The 22719-nt window shown below is 55.3% G+C and carries 18 protein-coding genes and 1 pseudogene; 13 read left to right on the top strand and 6 right to left on the bottom strand.

All coding sequences use genetic code 11. The features are described 5' to 3' along the window. Nucleotides 1-9 precede the first annotated feature (9 nt). The 6 genes and pseudogenes from gabD to ACZ9H3_RS04190 all read left to right on the top strand — a co-directional run bounded on the left by gabD (nt 10) and on the right by ACZ9H3_RS04190 (nt 7734). Nucleotides 10-1458, top strand: coding sequence for an NADP-dependent succinate-semialdehyde dehydrogenase (gabD, locus tag ACZ9H3_RS04215; RefSeq protein WP_476219756.1), 1449 nt, complete (start codon nt 10-12; stop codon nt 1456-1458). Between the two features lie 103 nt (nt 1459-1561). Further along, nucleotides 1562-2893 carry a carbohydrate porin gene (locus ACZ9H3_RS04210; RefSeq protein WP_476219754.1) on the top strand — a complete coding sequence of 444 codons (1332 nt, stop codon included), beginning with the start codon at nt 1562-1564 and terminating at the stop codon, nt 2891-2893. A 92-nt stretch (nt 2894-2985) separates the two neighbouring features. Continuing rightward, nucleotides 2986-3768 (top strand): (S)-acetoin forming diacetyl reductase, encoded by a 783-nt coding sequence (locus ACZ9H3_RS04205; RefSeq protein WP_476222690.1) that lies wholly within the window; start codon nt 2986-2988, stop codon nt 3766-3768. Nucleotides 3769-3830: 62 nt separating this feature from the next. Next, a complete protein-coding gene (locus ACZ9H3_RS04200) occupies nt 3831-4955 on the top strand; it encodes a glycerol dehydrogenase (RefSeq protein ID WP_476219752.1) in 1125 nt (374 codons plus the stop codon). A 1288-nt stretch (nt 4956-6243) separates the two neighbouring features. Beyond that, nucleotides 6244-6954 (top strand): annotated as a pseudogene (locus tag ACZ9H3_RS04195) (MCP four helix bundle domain-containing protein); the annotation flags it as partial. Between the two features lie 42 nt (nt 6955-6996). Next, nucleotides 6997-7734 carry a methyl-accepting chemotaxis protein gene (locus ACZ9H3_RS04190; protein ID WP_476222688.1) on the top strand — a complete coding sequence of 246 codons (738 nt, stop codon included), beginning with the start codon at nt 6997-6999 and terminating at the stop codon, nt 7732-7734. Between the two features lie 338 nt (nt 7735-8072). Here ACZ9H3_RS04190 and ACZ9H3_RS04185 read toward each other — a convergent pair whose 3' ends face one another. Beyond that, nucleotides 8073-8339, bottom strand: a complete 267-nt coding sequence (locus ACZ9H3_RS04185) for a MarR family transcriptional regulator (RefSeq protein ID WP_476219750.1) — start codon at nt 8337-8339, stop codon at nt 8073-8075. Nucleotides 8340-8650: 311 nt separating this feature from the next. On the opposite strand from ACZ9H3_RS04185, the gene ACZ9H3_RS04180 reads away from it, so the two are divergent. After that, nucleotides 8651-8875: a LysR substrate-binding domain-containing protein gene (locus ACZ9H3_RS04180; protein ID WP_476219748.1), complete on the top strand. Its 225-nt coding sequence runs from the start codon at nt 8651-8653 to the stop codon at nt 8873-8875. Between the two features lie 200 nt (nt 8876-9075). Here ACZ9H3_RS04180 and ACZ9H3_RS04175 read toward each other — a convergent pair whose 3' ends face one another. The 4 genes from ACZ9H3_RS04175 to ACZ9H3_RS04160 all read right to left on the bottom strand — a co-directional run bounded on the left by ACZ9H3_RS04175 (nt 9076) and on the right by ACZ9H3_RS04160 (nt 14047). Further along, nucleotides 9076-10596, bottom strand: coding sequence for an MFS transporter (locus ACZ9H3_RS04175; RefSeq protein ID WP_476219747.1), 1521 nt, complete (start codon nt 10594-10596; stop codon nt 9076-9078). A gap of 11 nt (nt 10597-10607) precedes the next feature. Then, complete coding sequence (locus ACZ9H3_RS04170; protein ID WP_476219746.1) at nt 10608-11798, bottom strand: EmrA/EmrK family multidrug efflux transporter periplasmic adaptor subunit; 1191 nt, start codon at nt 11796-11798, stop codon at nt 10608-10610. Continuing rightward, on the bottom strand, nt 11795-13303 hold the full coding sequence (locus ACZ9H3_RS04165) for an efflux transporter outer membrane subunit (protein ID WP_476222686.1): 1509 nt from the start codon (nt 13301-13303) through the stop codon (nt 11795-11797). Before ACZ9H3_RS04165 ends, ACZ9H3_RS04170 begins: the two co-directional genes overlap by 4 nt. 123 nt (nt 13304-13426) lie before the next feature. Then, entirely contained in the window at nt 13427-14047 is a 621-nt protein-coding gene (locus ACZ9H3_RS04160; RefSeq protein ID WP_476219744.1) for a TetR/AcrR family transcriptional regulator, read from the bottom strand. A gap of 1548 nt (nt 14048-15595) precedes the next feature. Between ACZ9H3_RS04160 and ACZ9H3_RS04155 the strand changes: the two genes are divergently transcribed. The 4 genes from ACZ9H3_RS04155 to ACZ9H3_RS04140 all read left to right on the top strand — a co-directional run bounded on the left by ACZ9H3_RS04155 (nt 15596) and on the right by ACZ9H3_RS04140 (nt 18409). Further along, a complete protein-coding gene (locus tag ACZ9H3_RS04155) occupies nt 15596-16291 on the top strand; it encodes a 3-oxoacid CoA-transferase subunit A (protein WP_065757762.1) in 696 nt (231 codons plus the stop codon). Between the two features lie 8 nt (nt 16292-16299). Further along, nucleotides 16300-16941: a 3-oxoacid CoA-transferase subunit B gene (locus ACZ9H3_RS04150; protein ID WP_099774821.1), complete on the top strand. Its 642-nt coding sequence runs from the start codon at nt 16300-16302 to the stop codon at nt 16939-16941. A gap of 321 nt (nt 16942-17262) precedes the next feature. Further along, entirely contained in the window at nt 17263-17856 is a 594-nt protein-coding gene (locus ACZ9H3_RS04145) for a phosphoribosyltransferase family protein (protein ID WP_476219741.1), read from the top strand. A 10-nt stretch (nt 17857-17866) separates the two neighbouring features. After that, nucleotides 17867-18409: a flavin reductase family protein gene (locus ACZ9H3_RS04140; protein ID WP_102052331.1), complete on the top strand. Its 543-nt coding sequence runs from the start codon at nt 17867-17869 to the stop codon at nt 18407-18409. Between the two features lie 88 nt (nt 18410-18497). Here the strand turns inward: ACZ9H3_RS04140 and ACZ9H3_RS04135 are convergent, their stop codons facing one another. Further along, nucleotides 18498-19529 (bottom strand): GGDEF domain-containing protein, encoded by a 1032-nt coding sequence (locus tag ACZ9H3_RS04135; protein WP_065757766.1) that lies wholly within the window; start codon nt 19527-19529, stop codon nt 18498-18500. An 839-nt stretch (nt 19530-20368) separates the two neighbouring features. Between ACZ9H3_RS04135 and ACZ9H3_RS04130 the strand changes: the two genes are divergently transcribed. Next, the gene (locus tag ACZ9H3_RS04130; RefSeq protein ID WP_476219738.1) at nt 20369-21700 is read left to right on the top strand and encodes a UDP-glucose dehydrogenase family protein; all 1332 of its coding nucleotides are present in this window, start codon (nt 20369-20371) and stop codon (nt 21698-21700) included. Next, complete coding sequence (locus ACZ9H3_RS04125; protein ID WP_099774811.1) at nt 21697-22692, top strand: NAD-dependent epimerase; 996 nt, start codon at nt 21697-21699, stop codon at nt 22690-22692. The genes ACZ9H3_RS04130 and ACZ9H3_RS04125 overlap by 4 nt, the downstream gene beginning before the upstream one ends. Nucleotides 22693-22719: the final 27 nt, after the last annotated feature.

Genomic DNA, 22719 nt, shown 5'->3' with positions numbered 1-22719 from the left:
GACCCTGCAGTGAATTTGAACAACCCCCAACTCCTGCGCAATCTGGCTTACATCGACGGTGAGTGGCTGGCTGCCGACAACGAAGCCACCATTGATGTGCTCAATCCTTCTACCGGTGCGCTGATTGGCCAAGTCCCGCGTATGGGCAAGGCCGAAACACGACGTGCAATTGAAGCTGCCGAGCGTGTGCTGCCGGCCTGGCGTGAGCTTTCCGCCAAGGCCCGCGCCAATGCCTTGCGCCGCTGGTACGACCTGATCATCGAGAACCAACACGACCTAGCCCAGATCATGACCTTGGAGCAGGGCAAGCCTCTGGCCGAAGCGCTGGGAGAAATCACATTCGGGGCGTCCTATATCGAGTGGTTCGCGGAGGAAGCCAAGCGTGTTTATGGAGATGTGATCCCGGGCTCGACCGACAAGCGATTGCTGGTCCTCAAGCAACCGGTGGGTGTTTGCGCAGCCATTACCCCTTGGAATTTCCCCAGCGCGATGATTACCCGCAAAGCCGGGCCGGCACTGGCAGCCGGTTGCACCATGGTTATCAAACCAGCCTCCCAGACGCCCTTTTCGGCATTGGCTTTGGTCTATCTGGCCGAGCAGGCAGGCATACCCAAGGGGGTGCTGTCCGTGGTGCCGGGTGCAGCAGCAGAGATTGCTGAGGAACTGACCAGCAACCCGGTCGTACGCAAGATTTCTTTCACCGGCTCAACCGAGATTGGCCGCGAGATCATGGAAAAATGCGCCCAGGACATCAAGAAAGTTTCTTTGGAACTGGGGGGCAATGCACCCTTCATTGTCTTCGAAGATGCCGACCTCGATGCGGCGGTTGATGGTGCACTGGCTTCCAAATTCCGCAACGCCGGGCAGACCTGTGTCTGTGCCAACCGTTTGTACGTGCACGACAAGGTATATGACGCTTTCGTCGACAAACTGGCATCAGCGGTTGGTGCGTTGAATATCGGCGATGGCTTTACCGATGGCGTCACACTTGGGCCGTTGATCGATGGCAAGGCGGTCGCCAAGGTACACGAGCATATCGAGGACGCCCTTACCAAAGGCGCCAAGGTTGTCAAAGGGGGCCGGGTGCATTCTAGGGGGGGTAACTTCTTCGAGCCCACCATTCTGGTGGATGTGCCTGCAAATGCCCGAGTGGCCAAGGAAGAAACCTTTGGCCCTCTTGCCCCGGTATTTCGTTTTCATGATGACGCTGAAGTCATCGCCAAAGCCAACGACACGGAATTCGGCCTTGCGGCTTACTTCTATACCGCCAACCTGAGCCGCGTTTTTCGCCTGGGCGAAGCCCTGGAGTACGGCATCGTAGGGGTCAACACCGGCATTATCAGTTCCGAGGCCGCGCCTTTTGGGGGCGTCAAGGCATCCGGCGTCGGTAGAGAGGGTTCCAAGTACGGACTTGAGGACTATCTCGAGATCAAATACTTGTGCCTTGCAGGCATCTGACACTCACTCCAATCAATTCAAAGCTTTCATTTAGGCCGCAGGTGCAGTGACCTGCGGCTCGGGTAAGGCTGTGTCGTAAATATAAAAACAAGGACAAATCGACATGAACCTATCTTGGAAACTGCCGCTAGGGCTCGGGCTCTTTTCGTGCATTGCTCTTCCTGCTTCTGCAACCGAACCTTCATCACAATGGGGGACGGGCGATTGGGGAGGGTTGCGCACCGAGCTGCGCGATCAGGGTGTTGACGTAATTGTCGGGTACGTTGGCGAAGCGGCCAGCAACGTCCATGGCGGTTACAACCATGACCGCACAGCTCGCTATACCGCGCAGTGGGCCCTCGGCACCCATCTGGACCTGCATAAACTGTTGGGCTGGAATGATGCCGAGTTCCAACTACTGGTGACTGAGCGCAACGGCAATAACCTCTCCAATGAACGCATCTCCGATCCTCGCGCCCCGCACCTTAGCTCGGTACAGGAAGTGTGGGGCAGGGGCCAAACCTGGCGCCTGACTCAGATGTGGTATCGCCAGAAGTTCTTCGACAGAGCCTTGGACCTCAAGGTGGGTCGCTTGGGTGTGAACGAAGACTTCGCCAGCTTTCCCTGCGATTTCCAGAGCCTCTCATTCTGCAGCGCGCCGATCGGCAACGTTGCGGGTGATGTCTGGTACAGCGGTCCAGTCAGTCAATGGGGCGCGCGCGTGCGTTACAACCTCGATGACCGATGGGCGTTGCAGGTCGGCGTGTATGAGCAAAACCCCTCGAACCTGAGCACGGGTAACGGCTTCAAACTGAGCGGGAGCGGCACTGAGGGCGCGCTGGTCCCGGTAGAGGTCATCTGGACACCGAAACTGGGCCGCGAGGGATTGCCGGGGGAGTACCGCCTGGGCTACTACCACAGCAGCGCGAAGGCCGATGATTTGGATGAGGATATCAACGGTGAGCCACGTGCGCTGACCGGCCTACCGCCGAAAACCCGCAACAGCAAGCATGGTGCGTGGATCATCGGCCAGCAGCAACTCACCAGCCATGCAGGTGATGCGACCCGCGGTTTGAGCGTTTTTGCCAGCCTAACCGTTCATGACAAGGCCACCAGTGGCATTGAAAGCTTCCAGAACATCGGAGCTATATACAAGGGACCCTTCAATGCCCGTCCAAAGGATGATATCGGTCTGGGTATCGCCCGCCTGAAAGTCAACGATGACGTCACCCGTTACCAGCGCCAGGTCAATGACAGTACCGGTATCGACGACTACGACAATCCGCTCTACGTGCCCGTACAACACAGCGAATACAACATCGAGCTCAACTACGGCGTGCATGTGACTGACTGGCTGACCGTACGCCCGAACGTCCAGTACGTTCGTAATCCAGGCGGCGTCTATGAAGTCGACAACGCTTGGGTTTCCGGCGTGAAGATCCAGGCGAGTTTCTAGCGCGTATGGCGGCTTGAATGTTCTAGCGTCGAATCAGCGTCATGAGTGTTTGCGGTACGAATTCCCACCCACACTTGATAAGGAAAGTAAAAATGAGTAAATCCCAAGGGAAAGTCGCTTTTGTGACTGGCGCTGGCCAAGGAATCGGTGAGGCGATCGCCTTGCGCTTGGCTTCGGATGGTTTTGCGGTGGCGTGCGCCGATATGAACATCGAAACAGCCAGCCATGTCGCTGACAAAATCAACGCGTTGGGGGGCCGGGCCCTAGCGCTCAAAGTCGATGTGGCTGATCGCGATGACGTTCTCAAGGCCGTTCAGGAAACGGTCGACGGTTTGGGCGATCTGCATGTGGTCATCAACAACGCAGGGATTGCACCGATTGCACCGATCGAATCCATCACGCCTGAGGTGTACAGAAAAACCTTCGACATCAATGTCGGCGGTGTTCTGTGGGGTATACAGGCCGCTGTGAAAGCCTTCAAGGCCCTGGGCCACGGAGGGAAAATCATCAGTGCGTCTTCCCAAGCCGGGCATATCGGCAACCCGGACCTGGCAGTTTATGGTGGTACCAAATTTGCGGTGCGCGGCATCACCCAGACGGCGGCCAGGGAGTTGGCCCCTCTGGGGATCACGGTGAATGCTTACTGCCCTGGCATCGTCGATACACCAATGATGCGCAAGGTCGCCCAAGACGTAGCCGACAATGCCAACCAGAGCATTGAGTGGGGCATGGAGCAATTCGCTCAGCACATCACGCTCAAGAGGCTTTCTCGGCCGGAGGATGTGGCGGCCTGCGTATCGTTCTTGTCCGGCCCAGACTCCGACTACATGACCGGCCAGGCTGTCATCATTGACGGCGGAATGGTCTTCAACTGAATCGGGCTTACCGCTCACGCAGGTGAGCGGCGCTTTTTAAATGCCACTCAAGAGGGTGTGACATGAATGCGATCAAGGGAATTGCATCCCCAACCAAGTTTCTGATGCAAGCCGATGCTTTAGGGGATCTGGCACGGCATTGCAAGCCTTACGGGAGCCGTGCGTATTTGATTTGCGATCAGTTCATCATGGATAGGGTTCAGCAAAAAGCGTTACCCGGTTTCGTTGATGAGCAGTCTGCAGCGTACAGCGTGTTCGGTGGTCAGTGTTCTGATCGTGAAATAGACAACCACGTTGAGGCGGCGCGCAATGCAGACTATATCGTAGGGATCGGCGGCGGCAAAACACTGGATACCGCCAAGGCAGTCGCGCACTATTTGAGACGTCCCGTGCTCATCGTGCCGACATTGGCCTCGACTGACGCGCCGTGTACCGCCATTTCAGTGATCTATAACGATGACGGTTCGTTCAATCGCTACCTGTTCCTCGCAAAGAATCCCGATCTAGTCTTGGCGGACACGCGGATTCTTGCAGAGCAACCACCCCGGTTCTTCGCCGCCGGTGTCGGTGATGGCTTGGCTACCTATTTCGAGGCAAGGGCGTGCTTTGCTGCGCAACGCGATAACCTGGTCTTGGGTAACGATGGGAAGATGCTCAAGCCTACGCTGATGGGTTTTGCAGTTGCCCGAACATGCTATGAAACCATCAGGAAGTACGCGGCGCAGGCCATGTACGCGGTCAACAGCAAGACCATCACGGCCGCGCTGGAAAACACCATCGAAGCGACCATCTACATGTCCGCCGTTGGGGCCGAGTCTGGTGGTTGCGCAGCCGCGCATGCTATTCACAATGGCATGACGTTGGTCCATGACCTTCATGGCGCACAGCATGGCGAAAAAGTGGTGTTTGGCTTGTTCACCCAGTTGGTGTTGGAGGCAGCCCCGATGGCAGAGATCGAAGAGGTCGTCGATATCGCTATATCAGTTGGGCTGCCCTTAACCCTCGAAGACCTGGGGTTGAAGTCATTCAGGGAGCATGAGTGGAGAAAAGTCGCGCAAGCTGCATGCGACGTGAATGACACCATTCATAACATGCCTTTCGCCGTCACACCTGAGTTGGTCTACGACGCAATCATCTCAACTAACGCAATGCTTCGGGATTTCAAGATGAAGAAAGCTCGGGGGTAGTTCGATGCGCTGACGTTGGTGCATTGATAGGGGCGATCGAGGTCTTATAAACCGCCAACGCCAGGTCTATACCAATATCAGACCTGGTGTTGGCGCTGATTTGCGTCTCACCCAGCAAGGGCCAAACCGACGGGCATCAGCTTCAGTCAGCCGTGACGCCGCTGGTCCAATCGCCCACTATTCAGGGTGTCGACCGGTGCTCGATGCAACTATACAGCTAGCAGTGGTCACGTCAGTACAACAGCGCGTTCGCGCCTGCTATCGCTTTGTGAAAAGCGTAACGCATTGTCTGAGGTAGCTTGGATACAGTTTGGGGAGTCTCCTTGGTGGCAGCCACTCTACGGCCACCCTCCATAGCACTCAGGGGCCTACCACGCTGCTCATAGGCTGTGACCAGCCCATCACGCGGCTACCGAGAAGATTAATCGCATACCACTTTTCAAACGTTTCAAGGTCTTCTCATACCTTCTCCAGGCCAATATGAACAATTTTTAAATGCAATACTTTAACGATGTGAGGTCATTCGGCATCGCCCTATTAATGAGCATGATTTATGTGTGCGCACATAAATGGTGCAAATCCGTGTTGTTTGTATGTCGCACGCTAAAAATCACAATGCCTAGAAAAAATAATTTCATATGCTCTGTATTCCGTGTCTGTTCCATGCACGCTGCAATTTTAAAGGGCTCAAGAAGTTTTAGTACGAAAGTGCATGTTTATTTGAGTTGGCGACAGATGCCAATCGCTCTGACTGGCATGGAGCTTGCGGTGGTTTGCGTACTCACGTGTCCCAAACAGATACTCCAATGTCGTATGGCAAAACAGAACGCGACTGCTCCAGAAAACAGGTGATGCCTTGGTTTAAAAATATCGAAACATTGGAAACTAGCCACGCTGTCGGCGCGCTCGTCAAACCTTCATCTTCATCGCAAAAATAGTCGATGCTGCTGTTGGCAATCGCCTGCAGCTTCTGCGCGACCTAGGGATAGAGGGACAAATTAAATACGTCCATAAATCACCACTTACAGGTCAATTTGCCTTAAAAAATTCACAATAAACACGGTCTTGACTCGTTAACCTGTGGCGCCTTTTAAGCTGGCCGAATCGCAAATTGAGCTGTCGAGCTTAATATCTTCACCTCACGTGCCGTGGTGCACGCCCAGTCCTTAAGTTTAGTTATGACCTGCTAATAGTTTAACGCCTTCGCTTACCCACCTTTACGCCGCAGCCGACAAATACTTGCCGGATCACACCACTGTGGCCAGCCATACGAAACAGGATCGCATCCATGCAGCAATTCACCATTCGAACCCGACTCTTAATGCTGGTCAGCGCTATGTTGATCGGCTGCATAATTATCGGCGTGATGGGGCTCAATGCGCTTCAGAGAAGCGTGGCAGGGCTTAATACGGTTTATCTGGATCGAGTCGTTCCGCTTCGTGACCTGAAAACTATCGCTGATTTGTATGCAGTGAAAATTGTCGATAGCAGCCACAAAGCGCGCAGCGGTAGTATGACCTACGCTCAGGCCGAACATGAGGTGAACGACGCCGACCGGCAGATCGACACGCTCTGGCTTGCCTACCAAAAAACAAAGATGATCGATGAAGAGCAGCGCTCCGTGGACGCACTCGCTAAACGTGTTGATGCGGCTCAAGAGCCTATTGATCGTTTGAAAGGTATTTTGGAGCGTGGCGACAAGGCTGCACTCGACACCTTCGTCGAAAATGAAATGTACTTGGTGATTGATCCGCTTTCGGAGGGATTCAGTAACTTGATCCAGATCCAACTGGAGGAATCAAAGCGCGTCTACGATGCTGCCGTAGTCCTGTATGACTCTGCCCGGACTATGTTGGTGCTGCTGTTGTTGGGGATACTGATTTGTGGTGGTGTCTTCGCCGCGCTGCTCATACGCAGCATCATCCGGCCGTTAGCAGCGCTGAAGGAGGCCGCGGCTCGGGTAGCGTCCGGCGATTTGAGCCAGTCGATTCAGGTAAGCGGTCGCGATGAGGTCACCGAAGTGCAGCAGTCTGTGGAGACGATGCAGAGCACTCTGCGCGGTACCTTGCAAGATATTCAAGGCTCGGCGACTCAACTGGCAGCTGCAGCCGAAGAACTTCAGGCGGTCACTGAGGGCACGGCTCAGGGTATCCACCAGCAAAATGATGAGATGCAAATGGCGGCCACGGCAGTGACCGAAATGTCCGCAGCGGTGGATGAGGTCGCAGATAATGCAGGCCGCACATCCAATGCATCACGCGAAGCGATGGAGTTGGCCGACGGGGGACGCAAACAGGTAGTGCTGACCCGCAATACCATCGATCAACTCAGCGGCAAGCTCAATGAAACCACCAGCACGGTCTTCCGTCTTGCTGAAGAAGCATCGAACATCGGTCGAGTATTGGACGTAATCCGTGCCATCGCCGAGCAAACCAACCTGCTTGCCCTGAATGCTGCTATTGAGGCAGCCCGAGCTGGTGAGGCAGGCCGTGGATTCGCGGTAGTTGCCGACGAGGTTCGCAATTTGGCTCAGCGCACCCAGACCTCTACCCAGGAAATCGAACGAATGATTTCTGCCATACAGAACGTAACCCAAGAGGGGGTGCGTGATATGCAGCAGAGCGGCGAGTTCGCTACTCACAGTCAGACAATGGCCAGTGAAGCTGACAAGGCGCTGACGTTGATCGCCGAGCGGATAACCGAAATCAACGGGATGAACCTAGTGATTGCCAGCGCGGCAGAAGAGCAAGCTCAAGTGGCGCCGAGAGGTCGATCGTAACCTGGTCGCAATCAGCGATATTTCCAAGCAGAGCACAGCCGGAGTTCAGCAGACGTCCGTGGCCAGTGAAGAGCTGGCGCGCCTGGCTACAAATCTTAACCATCTGGTCAATCGCTTTCGTATGTAGTGCCTAGCCCGACGGGAACTGTCTGCTCCTTCACCGGGCAGACAGTCGTTCTGTTCTAGATAGAAGAAAATGACGCTATCCACCTGAGGTGGAACCAATTGCTCAATGCAGCCTCATGAATATGAAAAGTACTCACCGCAGCGTGCGATCGTTTGTTAAACCGGCCCTCCAGGCATGGGCAATTCTGGTACTGGCAGCGAGTGCGGGCGCTTCACAGGAAACGCACAATATGCTGACGATCATGGTAGAGGATGGCGCTGCAGTCGTCGGCAATCTGGGTTCCCGCAGCAGTCGTGCGTAAGCCGAGGCTGCGCCGATCGACGGGGTGTGGGGGGGGGCGTGAAATCAACCTGCGAGACTCCAGCAGCGCCAGTGTCTTTGACAGGAGCGTTTTCTCCAGCATCGCAAGCGCTGAAACGCCCTTGGGGGTGACATCGGGATGTGCTTGGATAAGACGCAGAACACGAAGCCCGCGCACATCCAGGTCTCAGCGTTGGCGGTACACTGCGTTGGTGCGCTCCATGAGAAGGGTGCTGGCCATGTCCAGTTTGAGATTCAGAAAATAGGAATACATCAGGGTGCTCCAGATCTATATCCAGAGCATGGTCATTTTGTTGATCTTTTCAACTATATTTCCAAGCGCGCCCCCTCCAGTGAGAAGGTCGTGATGGTGCTCAAAATTCCACCCTGTGCGTTTCCACTGTCCAACCTGCGTCGATAGTAATCAATCCGACAGGAGCGATTAAAGTAGGGCGTTTAGCTCCCGCCTGACCTCGATGCCAGCAACCCATGCAACCTGATTTATTCCTCCAACCTCGGTCTTTGAATCTGTTAGACGAGGGTTATGACGTGGGGTTCAGACTAGGCCCTCTGTTCAACAGCGCACTGATGGCGCACCCATTGGTTCCCTGCCACATGGTGCTATGTGCCGCGTCCGCGTATGTGTGCAATAACCCACCCATCACTGCGCCCTGGGACCTTCAAGATTATGAGTGCCTTGAATGTGCCCATTAAGTTACATCCAGAAGGGAGAGCTGATGCCGCTGCTGCCTAACTTCCCTGTCCCTGATTTGCCCACTCCATCTTTTGTACGCTCCGGGTCACCGGCTGACTCCAAAACTCCAGCATTTTTTGGAGTTTGCTACTCGCGTATTTGCTGTTGGCACCTTGTCCGATGAGGTAAGTGCCAGCGCTTCAGGCGTCGTGAGGGCAAATCACCTGAAGGTTCTTTGAGCCGCCGATACCCCCAGTGCCATGACCGCGACAACGATTACAAACCAGAAGTATTCCATGCTGGCAACCAGGGTTGATTGCTGGTGGAGGTTCTGTGTCAGCATCGACAGTGAGATCTGGTTCGCCGCCGCTGTGCCGACCTGAGGTGTCAGGGCCTGCGCAAGGTGCTGCGACTGTTCAAGATACACAGGGTCCCCGGGGCTGAAGTGTCCATTCAAATTGTTGTACTGGAGTGTCGTGCGCCACTGCAGGAACAAGGTAGCCACTGCTGTGCCCATGGCCATGGCAATCTGACCTAGCATGCTTTTGATTTGGTAGGCGTGGGCGAACAGTGTGTCGTGATGGGTTACATCGCGGAAGGTCTGCATGGCCGCAGTTGCCAGTACCAGCATCACGAAGCAGCCATTCAAGAACAGCGCAGGTAAGATGTTCGACCACATGTTGGCGTCCGTTGTGATGGATGACATTAGCCAGCCAAACCCTGTCAGCGCGCCGAAGCCTGCAAGGAAGAATTTCTTCGGGGCCGGGAATTTCGGAATGAGCACGGCCATGATCAGCCACGTCACCAGTGCACCGCCGAGCCCAAACGCCTGGAAAGTCCCGATGGTATCCCAAGAGTATCCAAGGCCTGTCTGCAGAAAGTACGGCAGCATGTAGTTATTTGCGCCCAGTACCACATAGGTGAAGCAGAAGAGTGCGACACCGAGTAGGTAGCGTGGTTGCATGAGGTCCCTGACCTTGAGGAACGGAGCGTCTTTGCGGTGTTCGGCGTGGAAGAAGATGTACAGCCCCAGCGCTGCTAACAGTGAGAATGTAACGAGAATGAATGTCTCGTTATAGAAGTCGTAGTAGGAGCGTTGCAACACGTACAAGAGAAAGAAGCTGCTCACGGACAACAGCAGAATGTTCGCAGGCGTCGAGGGTGTTCGATCGTCAATCGGAGCGGGCGCACTGGGTAGGAATCGCATACCCAGCAAGCCAGCGACCAGGGCCCCGGTAATCAGAACCCAGAAAATCGCATGCCAGGTATCCTCAATAACCACCATGGACGAAATGAAAGGTGCAGAAGCGGTGCCGACGGCCAACCCAGTGGCGAACACTTTTACACCGATAAAACGTCCTGGTCCTGGGGGAAGGAAATTGACCATCAGGCGGGCCGACGTCATGAAAGATGCGCCGCCCAATGCCATTATCACTCTGCCTGCGGTAAAGGTCGTCAAGTCGTCGCTGACTCCACAGACCAGCGCGCCAACTACGAAGATGCTGATCGAACCCAGCATGAAGTTACGCCACCCGAGCCTCTCCACCAGCCAGCGTTGCTTGGAGATCACCACAACGGCAATGCAGGCATAAAGCGCCGTGACAAGTGTGAACTCTTCAGGGCTGGCGTCGATTTCACCGCGAATCGGCGCCGAGGCGAAGGCAATCATTCCAGCCTGCAAGTACTCCAGTGCGCAAAGCAATCCGACCGTTACAAGTAGGGCAGCATTTTTCCGGTACATGATGCCCCTCGCTAAAGTTTGACACTTTGGTTGTCACGCCCACGATCCTCGTTGGCGCTGATCACCTGCTCAACAACCTGATTGGCATCCTTGAGCTCGTTGTCGAAAATGGAAGTGCTGTAGGCCGGACGGGTAGGGCTGGCCGTGTTCAACACAGCACCGTTTTGATCGTGTGTATCTACCGAGACCCGCATGGACAGGCCGAGACGCAATGGGTGCCGTTGCACTTCTTGGGCATCCAGGGCGATGCGCACAGGTACGCGCTGGGTCACCTTGATCCAGTTGCCTGTTGCGTTCTGCGCGGGCATCAGGGAGAACGCGCTACCTGTGCCGGCATCCAAGCCTACGATGGTGCCGTGGAAGACGATGTCACGGCTGTAAGCATCAGCGCGAAGTTCGACCGGTTGGCCAATACGTAAGTCTTCGATCTGGGACTCTTTGAAGTTGGCGTTGACCCAGACCTGATCGACCGGCACCACCGACATCAACGCCACGCCGGGATTGATTCGCTGACCGACTTGAACAGTGCGTTTGGTGATCAGCCCGCTCACTGGCGAGCTGATTTGCGTACGGTGCAAAGCGATGTATGCATCCCGCAAATTGCTTGCGGCCACCAAGACGTCTGGGTGCGTGCGCAGCGTAGTGTTATCGACCATCGCCAGACGAACCGCCAGCGCGTGCTGGGTTCCTTCAAGGCCCGCAACTGCGTTTTTCAGCACTTCTTCAGTATGGCTGATTTCTTCCCGCGACACGGCGCCGCTGGACGCGAGCTGATTACGTCGACGCACATCGTCCTGGGCCTTGCGCACGTCGTTCTTGCGCTGGCTGACCTCGGCTTCCAGTTGCTGAACCTGGTAATACTGGGTTCGTGCTTGGCGCACCGCCCTCGCCAGGTTGGACTTGGCACGCTCGAACTGAATTTCGGCATCTACTGCGTTGAGAGTCACCAGCGGGCTATGAGCAGCAACATAATCGGTGTTGTCACCACTGATGACCGTTACCGTACCACTGACTTGGGACGTAACCTGGACGATATTGCCCTCAACGTAGGCATCATCGGTAGACTCTGCGCCCATACGGGTCGCGTACCAGCCTCCAAGGGCCACGACCAGTAGCACGATGGCCAGGGCCAACAGCAACTGTGGGGAGCGGAAGGGTTTGGCTTGCTCTGGGGAGGGGGGTGTCGGTGTTTTGCTGGTCATGATTTTTGGGCTGCTGTGGAAGTTACGTCGGCATCAGGTTGAATTTTAGGGCGATATCCGCCCCCCAGCGCTCGGCTGAGGTTCGCCTGCAAGGAAAGTGCACGAGACTGCAAAGTGACGAGTTGTCGTTTCTCGGACAACGTGGCGTTTTGTGTGGCGAGTACCTGCAGGTAAGTTGCCAGACCAGCCGCATAGCGACTGTTGACCAGATCTGAGGCTGCCTGGGCCGTAGCGACAGCCTCGTTTTGTTGGGCCAGGCGTTCTTTGAGCCAACGCAGGGATGCAATCTGGTCGGCAATGTCTCGCAACGCATCGATGACTGTCTGGTTATAGTTCTCTACCGTGAGGTCGTAAGCAGCGTTCTGGACATCGAGGTTGCCCCGCAGACGCCCACCTTCGAAGATTGGCAAGCTGATGGCCGGGGATACACCGAGGATGCGACTGCTGTGGTCGTTGAAGGTGTCGAATGCAAGGCTCTGCATGCCAATGAAAGAAGTGAGGTTCACGTTGGGGTAGAACCGCGCCTTGGCGACTTCGATCTCGTGCCCTGATGCCTCTACTCGCCAGCGCTGGGCTACGACATCCGGGCGGTGACCGATAAGTTCGGCGGGAAGATCGGTTGGCAGGGTCACAGTACTGCTTGCCCGCATATGTGGCCGTGTGATTGTTCGGCCACGGTCTGGTCCTTTACCCAAGAGCGAAGCCAATTTGTTCTGGTTGAGCTCAATCACTTCCTTCAGCGCAGCGATGTTGGCCCGGCTGGCAGGAAGAGCTGCTTGAGATTGCTTAATGTCTATCTGGGTACCCAATTCGGCGGCAAATCGCTGCAGAGTCAGCTTCTCAATCTGCTCCTGCTGATCCAGCAGTGCTTGGGCCAGGTCCAACTGCTCGTAGTTGTCCTGCAAGGCGATGTACGTCTGTACCACCGAAGTCGAGAGCATGAGTGCTGCCGCACGCTCGTCTACCTCTAGGGCATGACGGCGCCCGACCGCAGCGTTCACTGCCTCGCGGTTCTTTCCCCAGAAGTCCAGTTCGTAGCCTAGGTTGAACGTACCCAGATGGACGTTCTGCCAAGTTCCTTTTGCCGGCGCAGGCGTTGTGCCGTTGGAGCTGAAGTGCTCGCGGGTAACACTCATGCCAACCTCGGCATGAGGCAACAGCGATGCCCCCTCTATGTCTTCCAGAGCATTGGCCTGATGCACGCGCGCGGCCGCGGCACGCAGCGTCGGGCTACCGGACAGGGCCTCTGCGACCAACACATTGAGTTGAGCGTCGTTGTAACTGGTCCACCAGGTTTCACTGGGCCACGCAGCAGGTGACAGCTTGATGTCGCTATCGGCCAGGGTCTGCTCCATACCCTGCGGCGTATTCATATGGGCGCTGGTTGTCAGGTCACTGAATGCACAGCCGGTGAGGGCGCCTAGCAACACGACGATCGAGGTGTAAGAGCTGAGGCGTATCGTAGATGGCCCCCTTGTAAAAGCCCGCTGTTTTCTGGTGTTCATGAACGGAATTCTCTGACGCAAAAAAAGGTCTACGCCCGATTGGCGCGAGTGGAGGATGGGTAGCATATAAAAACTGTTAGTGTCGTTACGGGCGTTAAAAAACATCGGCATTCCCCGTAAGGTTCAGCCGATGCGAAGACCTCGTACAATAAGTGCAACCGAACGATCGATGTCTTCCAGGTTGTCCAGATTTGCGGTGACCAAGTGCAACCAGGATGTCCCGGTCAGCATTGCTACGGCAGCATCAATGGCCGGCCCTTCGACGATTTCACCTCTGCTCACAGCTCTGGCAAAAATTTTCCGCAGCGTTCGCTCGCGGCGGGGAAGAAAGGCTGTACGAAACTCCTCGATGGCTTCGATGTCGAGTTGAATTTCGATAAACACACTGCGCAGCGTCTCGCCAGCACTGGATGAGCGCCACCACACCCACAAGGATCGCAAGTGCTCGATCAGGTCTTGCTCGAGGTTTCCGGTATTGGGGGATGTAACGAACGTGACAGCTGCACGCTCATATACATCGCGCAGTAATGCGCCTTTACTGCGCCACCATCTATAGATGGTGGGTTTGCTGGAGCCTGCACGCTCTACCAATGCGTCCATGGTGAAGGCTTTGTACCCCTTTTCCTTGAGGATGGCAGTTGCCGCATCAAGAATCGCTTCGGTGCTTTGAGGGCTGCGCACAGCGCCGATGGATGAGCGGCTTCGTGGCTTGGCGCTTTTGATCGGCTTGGCTGTATCGGTCATGGAATCTGGCATCAAGAGATTGGAGGTAAGCGTCAGGCACAATAGAAACTGTGGGTGTTTATAGCGTAGTATTTTTTGAGGGTCAACGTGGGGGCCGTCATGACTCATTGAATTACACAGGCTTCCGTCGTTTTTTGAGGCAGCGCCATGGAGAACATGCGCACGTTCTTGTGCGTGGCGCAGACAAGGGCAGGGCTTTGAGTTTCCTTCGATCGAAGCGTCCGAGTTTGGAAAATTACCGTCCAGGGATTACGAAACGCAGACAAAGAAGGCGTCGCAGCCCAGAAACACTATTTAACATAATATACATTATAAGTACCTTCGTATGGAGCTACCGGGACCGAGGTTGGTCAGATTTGAAGCCAGGCTCACCATATCATTACGCTCACACTGGCCATGAACGGTTACAGCGTCATGCAAACGGATAGCAACTGTCATGAGCTGTATTATTTGAAGATCGAGCGACCGAATTTCACGGTGCAGCCCATCTATGTTCCGTGCGGTTCGTAGAAGCTCAGTTAAAGACCGAATGAAATCATGCAGTGGCCCACAGTGGTCGCCGCTGGAGTCGGTTTGCCGCGCGTAGTTAACAGAGCTGGAACCTTCATGGCAGACCAGCCAAGCATGCCGGATAGCGTTGATGACAGCGTGACGGGCTCCACCTGGTCCACGCTCAGGTTCGTTAAAATGCTGCCGACGAAGCTCCCTTGCTAGAGCTATTTTCTGACTCAACACCTGATCATTCGGCGCACTTTTTATAGCCTGATCTTCCCGCCAATACACCTCATCAAGCGGCGTGTACAACGCATCTCTAATTCCTTTTTGGCTGCGTAAATCATACTCAGCCAGTGCTTTTGCCAGATATCGAGCCGCAGCGTGAAGCTCTCCAGGGCTGCAAATGTAGCTTCATGCGAGTATTACGGGCTCTCTGAGGGGATGGCATTCAGTCAAAGCTTCAGGACAGGGCTCACGCAAGAGGCTTCAAACTTTAGCGTTATTGCAGTACCCTACCCTTTAAATATTCGATCAGGTTATAACTCGACTAAATGACTATTTAGTCGAGTTATAAATCGCCCCATCGATTAGTCCGCGAAAACCGCACGCTGCCTTATCTCGGCTCTATGGTGGTTCACAGCGTTTACCTTTAAGCGAATTAATACATTCCGGGCGTTAATTAGCCCCATAAAACCTCCTCCTCAACCGCCATCTGTGACTAGGTGACCTGCCGCCCCAAGATGCCAGCCCGCATGGGTTCTATGGCCTTCAGGTGATACTTCGCTACCGCCCCTTGTCCGTAAATGCCGCTGGGAAACCAGCATAGCCAAGCGTTCTCGGCTGCCTGTGCTCTCCAGGCACTATCTGATGGTCGCATCTCGCACAACAGTTCGATAACCGCACAACATCCGTTTAGGTCTCTCTACTTGTGCCCAATCTTGCGGCACGCTATTGCGCAGTCACCAAATACTTCCTAGGTGCTGATTGGCCCACCGCTTCGCAGCGCGAGGGCCAGCTTGACAACTCACACTCCAGGAAAACCAGGAGCTCGCTTTGATTAATAAAACGTTTGAGTCCATCGCCAGCGCGGTGGAAGGGATCACCGACGGTTCGACCATCATGGTCGGTGGCTTTGGCACTGCCGGCATGCCGTCTGAGCTGATCGATGCCCTGATCGCCACCGGTACCCGCGACCTGACCATCATCAGCAACAATGCCGGCAACGGTGAGGTCGGTCTTGCTGCTCTGCTCAAGGCGGGCAGCGTACGTAAGGTGGTCTGCTCCTTCCCGCGCCAGTCGGACTCCTACGTGTTCGACGAACTGTACCGAGCCGGCAAGATCGAGCTGGAAGTGGTACCGCAAGGTAACCTGGCCGAGCGTATCCGCGCTGCGGGCTCAGGCATCGGTGCCTTCTTCTCGCCGACCGGCTACGGCACCCTGCTTGCCGAGGGCAAGGAAACCCGAGAAATCGACGGCCGCCAGTACGTTCTGGAAATGCCGCTGCACGCCGACTTCGCGCTGATCAAGGCGCACAAGGGTGACCGTTGGGGCAACCTGATCTACCGCAAGGCCGCCCGCAACTTCGGCCCGATCATGGCCATGGCCGCCAAGACTGCCATCGCCCAGGTCGACCAGATCGTCGAACTCGGTGAGCTGGACCCGGAACACATCATCACCCCGGGTATCTTTGTCCAGCGCGTGGTCGCCGTCACCGGCGCTGCCGCTTCTTCGATCGCCAAAGCTGTCTGAGGCCTGCCATGACCATCACCAAAAAGTTCTCCCGCACCGAGATGGCCCAGCGCGTGGCTGCAGACATCCAGGAAGGCGCGTACGTAAACCTGGGCATCGGCGCACCGACCCTGGTGGCCAACTACCTGGGCGACAAGGAAGTATTCCTGCACAGCGAGAACGGTCTACTGGGCATGGGCCCGAGCCCCGCTCCAGGCGAGGAAGACGATGACCTGATCAACGCAGGCAAGCAGCACGTGACCCTGCTCACCGGTGGCGCCTACTTCCACCACGCCGATTCCTTCTCGATGATGCGTGGCGGCCACCTTGACATCGCCGTACTGGGCGCCTTCCAAGTGTCGGTCAAGGGCGATCTTGCCAACTGGCACACCGGCGCCGAAGGTTCAATCCCGGCCGTAGGCGGCGCGATGGACCTCGCCACAGGCGCCCGCCAGGTGTTCGTGATGATGGACCACCTGACCAAGTCAGGCGAAAGCAAGCTCGTGCCCGAGTGCACGTACCCCCTGACCGGCATCGGTTGCGTCAGCCGCATCTACACCGACCTGGCCGTGCTGGAAGTGACGTCCGATGGACTGAAAGTGCTAGAGATCTGTGCCGATATCGACTTCGACCAGTTGCAGAAGCTCAGTGGCGTGCCGCTGATTCAGTAGCCCGCGGAAACCGTTTACATCCGCCTGCCGTTGATGGGGCTGAAGAAGGTCCATCGCCGCCAAGGCGGATTTTCCTGCGCATTAGCAGTCCTCGCCTCTCTGATCTGGCACTTAGCCAATACAGGTCCTTCAGGGGCAGCAGATCGAAGATATTTACGGCGATGTATAGGTAGAAGCTCCCTGACCCATCGGGTACGCCAAATTATGAATCACCGGTGATTCACCCCACTACTAACCCTACCCTTACTTCATGGGAAATCGCCAAAGCAACACCACCCCCTTGGGCTATGATCAATCTGTCGCCCTCAACGGGAGCGTGCCATGCCGATCACACCTTCGGGTCAGCGGTTGCGTTTGTACGACAGTGATGAACTCGATTGCATATTGCAGGCGATGGCAAGACAGGCTGCTGCGCTGTTGCCGCCTACTCAAGCCGTACTGATCGGTATCCAGCGCCGTGGTGAGCCCCTGGCCCAGCGTTTACAACGACTTCTGTCATGTCAGACCGGCCTGCCGGAACTGCCGCTGTATCCGCTGAAGGTCAAGCGCTATGCCGATGACCTGAAAGTGCTGCATACCCACACGCAATTGACCGAAAACCCGCTTCTGGGTGCGCTAGACCTCGCGGGTAACACCTTGTTGATTGTCGATGATGTGCTTTTTGAAGGCCACTCGCTCCTGCGTACCTGCGCTTATCTCGCGCAACTCGGTGCTCGCCGGATCTACACTGCAGTACTGGTCGACCGGCATGTCTGTCAACAACCAGTCCATGCCGATATTGTCGGTGTACATCTACAAGTCGCTGCCCATGATATTGTCGAATGCAACGTTCCGCCTTATGAAGCGGAATTCTGTATTGACGTACTGCGTCATGGCGTCACCCTCGACGGCAGATCTAAAAAAACGCTGGAGTGAGCGCAACGTGATGGAAAAGATGAACATCAGTAAAGCGTTCACGCTGATCGAATCAGGTCCGGTTGTTTTCGTTACCACGAATGAGGGTGAGAAGAACAATATAATGACCCTCTCGTGGACCATGGTGGTTGACTTTACGCCGATCATTGCGATCACCACGGGGCCTTGGAACTACTCATACGCCGCGCTCAGTAAATCCAGGGCGTGCGTGATTTCAATTCCTACGGTGGATCTGATTGATCATGTTGTGGGTATTGGAACCTGCAGTGGCGCCGACACCAACAAATTTGCAACGTTCGGGCTAACGCCAGTGAAAGGAAAGCATGTTAGGGCGCCCTTGATTAAAGAGTGCGTGGCGAATATCGAATGCAAGGTCATTGATATCGTCGAAAAATACAACATCGTTGTCCTTGAAGGCATCGCCGCATACTTCGACAGTTCACGCAAAGAGCAGCGAACGCTTCATGCTGTGGGGGATGGCACGTTCATTGTGGACGGTAGAAGACTGGATCGAAGAAAAATGATGCAATCGAAGATCCCGGACGGCGTGTAGCCTTCATGCTGCAGACGCCACGATAAAGCGGCTGACATAGGGCAGGTGCAACTCGCCACCCTGCCCTGTTGACAGCCCCTCGCTAATGTCACTGTACCTGGTTACGGCCATTGCGCTTGGCACGGTACAGAGCATCGTCGGCACGCGTGATAAGACTCTCCACGCTGTCATCACTTTCGGCAAAGGCAACGCCGAATGATGCGGTCACGGTGTCGAGCAATTCATCTGTGCTCCGTGTCTTGATTCGCAGCGTTCGGATTTTCAGGCGCAACTGCTCGGCAAAGGCATAGACGCTATCAATATCGGCACATCGTTGCAGGATGACGCAGAATTCTTCGCCGCCATAGCGCGCCGCTACGCCATGAGGAGGAAGGGCGTTGCGGAGTAGTTGGCCAACATGCTGCAGTACGCGATCACCTAGTGGATGCCCGTACTGGTCGTTGAACTGCTTGAAGTGGTCAATGTCCAGCATGACCAATGCTACGCCATCAGGCCCTTTGCTCAGTGCTTGCTCCAGCAAACGTGTGAAGGTGTTTCGGTTGAATACCTGTGTCAGGCTGTCGACCGTAGCCGCGAGTTGAACGCGTTCAAGCTTTGCTCGCAGACTGGTGATCTCGTTTTGGGCCGCGCGCAGCTGGCCGAGAAAAAGCGCCTGTTGATCCTGTATGAGCTGGGTGCTCTGTTGCAACTCGCTCAGTATGCTGGGCAAGGCGATTGGTTCATCAAGCATCTCAATGCAATGCTCCAGGCTGGCCTGGAAGTTCAGGTTAACCTTTACGCTATGCGAGACGTCACGCTCCATGTCGTCAACGAGGTCGATAGCTTGCTGTTGCCCGGCGCGGGCCTCTTCCAACTCGTCTCGAATGATGAAGTCGCGAAAAAGCTTGGTGGCGGACTCTGCGGGGAAACCGCCTTCCTCCAGGACAAGCCGATCCAGTTGGTGATTGAGCTCGGGCTCCTGCCCTCTACAGTACGTATACCAAAGCGCGTAGTGCACAGGGTTGGTAGGGATGCTGTGACGCATCATCAGGGGTACAGCTTGCTTCAGCAAGGCCGCCGCTTCTTGTGTGTCCTCTGGGTACAACGCTAGAGCAGTAGCGCGCCTTTCTGGTTCTCTCATCACGTGATAGTCGCTGGTTATTATTCGTAAGAATATACAACAAGAACCGTATAACTATAAGTCTATTACGGTAAGAAACCCTGCGTTCTTCTTAAGCCTGGCACGGCCACACCCTCCTCCGTGCAGGCCCTTGCCCTACGCGTGTTGCACTTTGTTTCGGGTCTTCCTGCGCTGGAATTTTCCTCAACCGCTAGGTAGCATGCGAAAACCTGATGTAGCACAACTCCGGCGCAGCCATAACGCTCTAGGCTGAGGTTCGACGGATGATGAGGCATGGGTCTATCGGCCCAACAATAAAAACAAGAAATGCAATGCGACGGCAGGCCGTCACCGACGCCCAAATGGCGGACATTGCAGATCAAGGTGATTGAGCATGCTGTACGAAGGCTTGGCGAAAAATTCCACCTTAACGATCAACGGCCTTCCAGCCGAGGGACCCTGCGCGCGCGTTACGCAAGCCCTGAGTGCTCTTCCCTCCTGTTTCGATGGCCGGCTTCTGCGGTACGCCTTTTCCGTCTCGAGCAATCCTATTCATCCACAAGCAGGCCTATCTATGGGCTCTTGGCCCAGGCGCCCCCTTCACAAGCGAATTTCCAGTTCTGCGAAACTGGCCGTAATCACTGTATCGACTAGCCTCTTTCAGCCAAACATCCAGCCGTTTACCGCGAACCGCAGCTTGCCCTGCAAGGCTGAGCGGCATTCCTGTATTTCTGGATTAATTTGGTGCAATAACAAAATTTTAACAAATTTGTGACATTTTTTTTCAGAGCTCTCGCAAAGCATCTCGGCCTGCCTGCTACCAGGTGTATAGCATGCGTTTCGATAAGGAATAGCAAAGGATGAAGGTCACTGTTTTTGGAACCGGCTACGTCGGTCTTACACAAGCTGCATGCCTTGCCGAAGTCGGGCATTCGGTGTGCTGTGTGGATGTCGACGAGCAGCGGATAGCTTCTCTGCTTGAAGGGCACTGCCCTATTTTCGAGCCCGGTCTCCCAGCTTTGTTGGAAAAAAACCTCGCGTCAGGGCGGCTGCAGTTCACCACGGACGCCGCGTTGGCCACTGCCTTTGCCGACATCGTCTTTATTGCAGTGGGCACCCCTCCCCGTGAGGACGGCAGTGCAGACCTGCGCAACGTTTTCGCGGTGGTCGAAACACTGATGGCTTACGCCACACACGACAAGGTCATTATCAATAAATCGACCTCTCCTGTAGGCACCGTCGACCGGATCAAGAGCATGATTGCCGATCGATCCAACGGCAGCGCGCTACGTTTTGAAGTGGTCAGCAACCCCGAGTTTCTCAAGGAGGGCTCCGCCGTCAATGATTGCATGCGACCTGAGCGCATCATTATTGGGGGCGCACAACCTGCCACCATTGAATTGATTCGCGAGCTTTACCAACCGTTCAGCCGGAATCGCGAAAAAATCATCGAGATGGATGCGCGCAGCGCCGAACTCACCAAGTACGCCGCTAACTGCATGCTCGCCACGAAAATCTCCTTCATCAACGAGATGGCCAATCTGGCGGAGCATTTGGGTGCCGATATCGAGATGGTCAGACGTGGCATCGGTTCCGACTCGCGAATTGGTTACGACTTCATCTACCCCGGCTGCGGCTTTGGCGGTTCCTGTTTCCCCAAGGATCTCTCAGCCTTGCAGAAAACAGCCGAACTCGTGGATTTCGACACCCAACTGTTGCGCGCCGTAGACGCGGTCAATCAGCGACAGAAGCACCGCTTGTTCGAAAAGATACAGCGCCATTATCGCAACGAACTGCGCGGCAAGGTCTTCGCGGTGTGGGGGCTTGCGTTCAAACCCAACACTGATGACATTCGTGAAGCCTCCAGTCGCGTGTTGCTGGAAGCCTTGTGGAAGGCCGGTGCGCGGGTTCAGGCCCATGATCCTCAAGCGATGCAGGAGTTTGAGCGTCATTATGGCCAACGCTCTGACTTGCAGTTGATGTCATCCAAGGAAGGCACATTGCAAGGTGCCGATGCGTTGGTGATCGTCACCGAATGGCAGGATTTCCGCGTGCTTGACCTGGAGCAGGTTCCCCAACTGCTTGCTGACCGGGTGGTGTTTGACGGCAGGAACCTGTTTGACCCCGAGCACATGGCCGCCGCAGGCCTTGCCTACTACGGCATAGGGCGTGGGCGGGTGGACAGCGAATGACGGTACTGATTACAGGCGCAGCAGGTTTTATCGGCTTCCACACGGCTAAACGCTTGTGCGAGCAAGGTGTCGATGTTCTAGGTATCGACAACCTCAATGACTACTACAGCGTTGAGCTCAAGCGTGACCGGTTGAAGGCATTATCCGGGTTTAAAAACTTCCGTTTTCAAACCATGGACATCGTCGACAAGCCAGCATTGCTCGCCTTGTTCGAAGCGCACGCCTTCAGCGAGGTCATACACCTGGCTGCGCAGGCGGGGGTCCGCTATTCCCTGGATAATCCGGATGCATACGGCTCGTCCAATCTGGTTGGCTTCCTGAATGTGCTCGAAGCCTGTCGATATCACATGCCCCGGCATTTGATCTACGCCTCGAGCAGCTCGGTCTATGGCTCGAACGACAAGCTACCGTTCTGTATCGAAGATGCCGTCGATCACCCGGTTTCGCTGTATGCCGCCAGCAAGCGCGCCAATGAGCTGATGGCTCACAGTTACTCTCACTTGTTTGGTATTCAGGCCAGTGGCTTGCGCTTCTTTACGGTCTACGGGCCGTGGGGGCGTCCAGATATGGCGCTGTTCAAATTTACCCGGGCGATCCTCGAAAACCAGCCAATCGATATCTACAACGACGGAAATATGTCGCGCGACTTTACCTACGTCGATGACATTGTCGAGAGCATCGTACGCCTTCGGTTAAGACCTCCGTCGTGGCAGTCGCCAGAGAAGGACGCCGTCGCACCGGCCGTTCCTAGCAAGCTTTACAACATCGGCCGCGGTCAGCCGGTAAAGCTTCTGGACTTCGTTGAGTGCCTTGAGTCCGCTCTGGGTATCAAGGCAAAACGCAACTTATTGCCCATGCAGGCAGGCGATGTTGAAAAAACCTGGGCTGATGTTTCGGCGTTGGCCAAATGGGTCGATTTTTCGCCTTCCGTTACAGTTCAAACGGGCGTCGCTGAATTTGTGAGGTGGTACCGAAACTATTACCGAGTCTAGGCAAGGCACAACACCATAGAAATAGTT

This window comes from Pseudomonas sp. TE3910 (genome assembly GCF_056279025.1).
Note: the sequence above shows the minus strand (reverse complement) of the source record. Positions and strands in the feature narration are given on the sequence as shown.